The 4510-nt window shown below is 52.6% G+C and carries 5 protein-coding genes; 2 read left to right on the top strand and 3 right to left on the bottom strand.

The window, feature by feature from the left end:
- Positions 1 to 612 precede the first annotated feature (612 nt).
- The 3 genes from CUC55_RS00120 to CUC55_RS00130 all read right to left on the bottom strand — a co-directional run bounded on the left by CUC55_RS00120 (position 613) and on the right by CUC55_RS00130 (position 2678).
- The gene (locus CUC55_RS00120) at positions 613 to 1497 is read right to left on the bottom strand and encodes an aminoglycoside phosphotransferase family protein (protein ID WP_103086622.1); all 885 of its coding nucleotides are present in this window, start codon (positions 1495 to 1497) and stop codon (positions 613 to 615) included.
- Positions 1498 to 1593: 96 nt separating this feature from the next.
- Positions 1594 to 2052: a pyridoxamine 5'-phosphate oxidase family protein gene (locus CUC55_RS00125; protein WP_082760395.1), complete on the bottom strand. Its 459-nt coding sequence runs from the start codon at positions 2050 to 2052 to the stop codon at positions 1594 to 1596.
- Positions 2049 to 2678: a LysE family translocator gene (locus tag CUC55_RS00130; RefSeq protein ID WP_103086623.1), complete on the bottom strand. Its 630-nt coding sequence runs from the start codon at positions 2676 to 2678 to the stop codon at positions 2049 to 2051. Before CUC55_RS00130 ends, CUC55_RS00125 begins: the two co-directional genes overlap by 4 nt.
- A gap of 185 nt (positions 2679 to 2863) precedes the next feature.
- Here CUC55_RS00130 and imm40 point away from each other — a divergent pair, with 185 nt between their 5' ends.
- Positions 2864 to 3181, top strand: coding sequence for an Imm40 family immunity protein (gene imm40 / locus CUC55_RS23735; protein WP_483415051.1), 318 nt, complete (start codon positions 2864 to 2866; stop codon positions 3179 to 3181).
- A 103-nt stretch (positions 3182 to 3284) separates the two neighbouring features.
- Complete coding sequence (locus CUC55_RS23445; protein WP_425352245.1) at positions 3285 to 3725, top strand: phosphotransferase-like protein; 441 nt, start codon at positions 3285 to 3287, stop codon at positions 3723 to 3725.
- Positions 3726 to 4510 lie beyond the last annotated feature (785 nt).

The raw sequence follows: 4510 nt of genomic DNA on the forward strand, positions 1-4510 counted from the left end.
TCTTCATCCGAATCTTCTCCAAAATCATTGTGAGAAAATTCTACTTTTAAACCCGGTTAGTTTGCGGGGGGATTACCCGTCTGGCTCCAACTCTATTGCGTCCGCATATGAGGCTTTTCGCTTGTCAGTGTGGGCATGTGGTCTTGACGCAGCCTGTCACCGGTCTCNTTTCGATCTTTTTCCMAAAGAGATGAAACTCTCNTTTGAGCAGACGCCATATTTTTGTGATTATGGCCCCTCAGCTCCAAGTTTCAATGACGCGCCATACAAGCACATGTTTTTTAAGGACAATTACCCCAATGGCGTCGCTCAACCTATGTGCAGAGCCTACTACTGCAAATACAAAGAATGCTCTGCAGAGAATTCTAGTGCTGAGTTGTTTATATTAAGCGACAAGTTTCGCCCGCATTACGATCTCCTTTATAAGGCCATTCAGCCATGACCGAGAACGTTTAGATACATCCACTCGCTAACGATAAGAGGTCACGGTACTGCGGTTAGAGGTTCGAATACGTTTGTAGACATTAATCCGGCATTTGTGGTCGGCACAGAAGATCGGAGTAGGTCTTGAGGTGGGTTGGCATACAAGCGTCCGCTTTGCGCCATAAGCGGTCAAAGCATCAAATCCAACCGAGATAGCGTGAGTCGGCATTGTTCACAGAGCGGCTCGTTTTTACCGCCACGATAATAGCTCAGGGCGATCACCGCTCCATACAACGCCCAAGCTTTGCCGCGAAGCCATTCGCCCTCACTCAAGCCCAGGACGCTCCTAAATCCTTCTCGGGCAGATGGCTGCACCCACGACCATGCGGTTGCATAGTCGGCAGCAGGGTCTCCTACGGCAGACAGCCCCCAGTCTATGACCCCAGACAGNTTTCCACCAACGGTCAGAAGATTGTCTGCCTTGAGGTCACCATGCAGCCATACCGGTGGGGCGTCATATCTCTCCGAAAGAGCCTCGTTCCAAAGCTCAACAGCCGCCTTTGCGTCGATTTCATCCGACACGATGTCAATAGCCGGAAGAGTGCGAGCCGACATCTCAGTGAGGGGAATGCCCCTGAGATTGTTGATTGGCCCTGCCATCGATGCGTCTGCCGTCGATTTCACATGCAGGGCTTTCAAGAAGCTCGCCAACGAGATTGCGGCCTCTTCGGCGTCTGCGATGTTTTCGGGGGTGGCGATGTTCCCCGCCATCCAATCGAATATCCCGAACTCGCAATCCAAACCAAGATCAACGCGCCCACGATACCGGAGTGATGGCGTCATCAATGGTAAGCCATCGAGATGAGGTAACCAGTCCAGTTCCTTTGAGACCAGAAGTGCCGCACTTTTTCTTCGCGGTATCCGAAGGACCAATTCATCGCCAATGCGATACAGCGCATTATCGGTGCCGGAAGACGTGACTCGATCCACAGGCAAGTTAGTCCACTGAGGCGTTTGCCTCTCTAAGAGCTGACGGATCAGCGCATCGGTTACGGGTAGATCATCTTGGTGCATAATGACCTTTGTAAAGCACGGCCCCGTTCCGGCTACATGACATTCGTTGTCAGTTACGGGCCAAATACAGCGTTGGCGGCAATGCGCCAATTGCGGTCATTCCGATATCGGCTGAACCGCGTAGGTGCGGTAGGCATCCGCGCGGATCGCTGCCTCCCCTCGGTCTGGATAAAACACATAGCTTGGAGCAAGGATGGGCGAGGTCCGTTCAATGAAGACGGATATCACATGGCGTATCGGAAATGCGCCGTGTGTCTTCGCCAGCAACGGCGCAGCCAATGTCGTGAAATGAGGATGGTCGGGGGCAATGATTTCGGCCATGCCTTCGAGCTTGCGCCCTCGCTGAAGAAAAACGTCAATCAGACTGATACAGACGGCAGGATTTGCACGAATATTCCTAACACTGCGCCCCGATGCAATATCGGCAATCACAAGGCGGTTTGATCCGGTTTCGGCATAGATTTCCTTAGGAGAAACGTTCGGTCTGTTGCTGGAATCCACCGTCGCCAGCCAACAGAGAACGGCACATTCCGGCTCGTTTAATTTGTCGGTCATGCGCGCTTCTCCAAGATAAGGTGGATACCGAACAGCACGAGAAACGTTCCCATGATCCGCTCAATCCAGACGCCGAACCGCCTGTAAGCGGCCCGCGCTGGTCCGGTGGACAGCAGCCAGACGACCAGCCCATACCACAAAATTTCCAAGGCAAAACCGCCGGAAAGTATGGCAATCTTTGCTGGCGTGGAAGTTTCCGGCGGAATTGTTGCGGCATAGAGGCTGATNAAAAAAGCAATCCCTTTGGGGTTGCTGAGATTGACAAGAAGGCCGAGCCGTAGACCCCGTGCGAAGCTGTCGTGAGCCAAGGGAATGCCATCGACGCCTTCCGGGGTGGGGCCGTGCAGCCAGCTCTTGATCCCAAGATAAACCAGAAACAGGCCTCCGGCGATCTGCACCGTGCCCGCCAACCAGCCGATCCGTGTGAGCAACAGGGCAAGGCCGGACATGCTCAGGATCGCATAGAGGGTTGCGGCACAGGCGAGACCGAGCGTTGCGCCAAGAGAAGTTCGCTTCGCCCCTGAGATGGCCAAGCGGGAAATCAGCGCAAAATTAGGCCCGGGACTGATGACGATGGCCGCGTAGAGAGCCAGAACGGTCATGATGACAATTATATCTGCTGGCATACTCTGGCCTCCAATTCACACGATCCACACTAGACTAGAAGTGTGAACTTCCGCGTCAAGTATGGCAACCGTCCGCTTCGGGCCAACTGCTGCCTCGGCAGCGTTGCGCCAAAAACGGTCATTGCACTTTCTCCGGAATTTGTATTTGTTTAAACGGTTCGACAGGAGGGACTGGGTTGCCAATTGTGTATTCCGCAGACGCTGATGCCATTCTCTCAACGGGTGTCTGGCTGGGACCTGGTCGTACCAACTGGGCCTTGACCAAAGAGCAGGCTCTCGTTGCGATTGGCAAACTTCGTGACGCNAAATGCANTTTGTTAGGTGGGGATGTCCTCAACGGGCCTGGAAAGAACTTCAGTCACACCTATGACAACTGGTATTTTGAGCCTTCGTCTCCACCGAGTCCCGATGATCTGTCATTAAGCGCATTCAAAGCATCTTATTACATTAGCGATTATCCAGTTGAGGATGCTTATTTCGTACTTGTACCCAGATCAGCATGACCGCTTCGGGCCAATGGCCGTCATGGCAGCGTTGCGCCAGAACCGGTCATAGATGTGTCATATGCCTTCGTTACTCAGTCCAGGAAAGCCGGGAGAATGACGGATGGCACATGTTATCTTTCTTCATGGCGCGTCAAGTAGCGGCAAATCGACCGTTGCAAGAGCGCTGCAAAGACGCATCGAGAAACCATTCTGGCACATATCCATTGATCATCTGCGCGACGCTGGGGTGCTTCCAACTGAACGCTTCAAGAGGGGTGATTTCCGCTGGGCTGATTCCCGCATGGCTTTCTTCTCCGGATTCCATGGATCGCTGAAAGCATACGCCGATGCAGGTAATGATCTGATCCTTGACATATTCTCGATACCCAGGGGTGGCTGGAAGAACTTGTCGGTCTCCTGGCGGGGCACGATGTCTTCTTCGCCGCCGTGCATTGTCCGCTCGAAATTCTGGTCGCGCGTGAAGCCGCGAGAGGTGACCGACCGATGGGCAGCGCCAAGAAGGATTTCGAGACGATACATGTCGGCAAACGGTATGACATAGAGTTGCAGTCTGAGGACGGCGCCGACGCAAATGTTGAGAGGCTGCTCACGGCCTGGAGAAACAGCATTCGCTCGTCCAGTTTCGCGAAATCGAAGTCCGCTTAGGGCCAATAGCAGCCTTAAGCCGAAAGCCGGCTGTATCATTTGGTCGTGACGCATATGNCCCCCCTTTTATCGTCCGCAGCCAAAATAGGNAAATAATCACACAAGCCTTTACCGAGAGACATTATTCCGCTATGGTCTTTTTCGATGGATTTCCACGCTGGTACTCCAGGTGGGAGGTGAGGCAGGAATGATCGTTATGGAAAGACGCAAGCCATCACGTTTGTTTCCGGTTCGATCAGGTGAGAGCAAGGTGGCAGGTGAATGGGGTTGAGTTGGCACTAAGGGAAATGTGAGCAAACGGCATTGATAGCAGGCAGGAGTTAAGCCGACGCACAGGGCCCGTGTGTCGGCATAGCGTATGATGGAATAATCGGGGCGCTGAGAGGTGCTGCCACATAGAATACAATTTTCGAGGCAGCTTCCAGCGTCCCGTTGAAATGGCTCGTCGGCTTTCTGGCTTGATGGGCAAAGAATGGTCATAACGTGGGCTCATTGAGTTCCGCGAACGCGAATTTGTATCCTCAAGGAGAAAGGTGGTTTCGTTGGCAATTGAGCAGTAAATATATATAAAAAACTAAATTCGTTTTGCTGCATATATAAAAATATATTGCGGAACGATTGGGCGTGGAAAAAATATATTATTGACCCGAAATTTAATTTCCGGCCAACCCGTAGATATGC

Origin of the sequence: Agrobacterium bohemicum (assembly GCF_002896715.1) — a bacterium.
GTDB lineage: Bacteria > Pseudomonadota > Alphaproteobacteria > Rhizobiales > Rhizobiaceae > Agrobacterium > Agrobacterium bohemicum.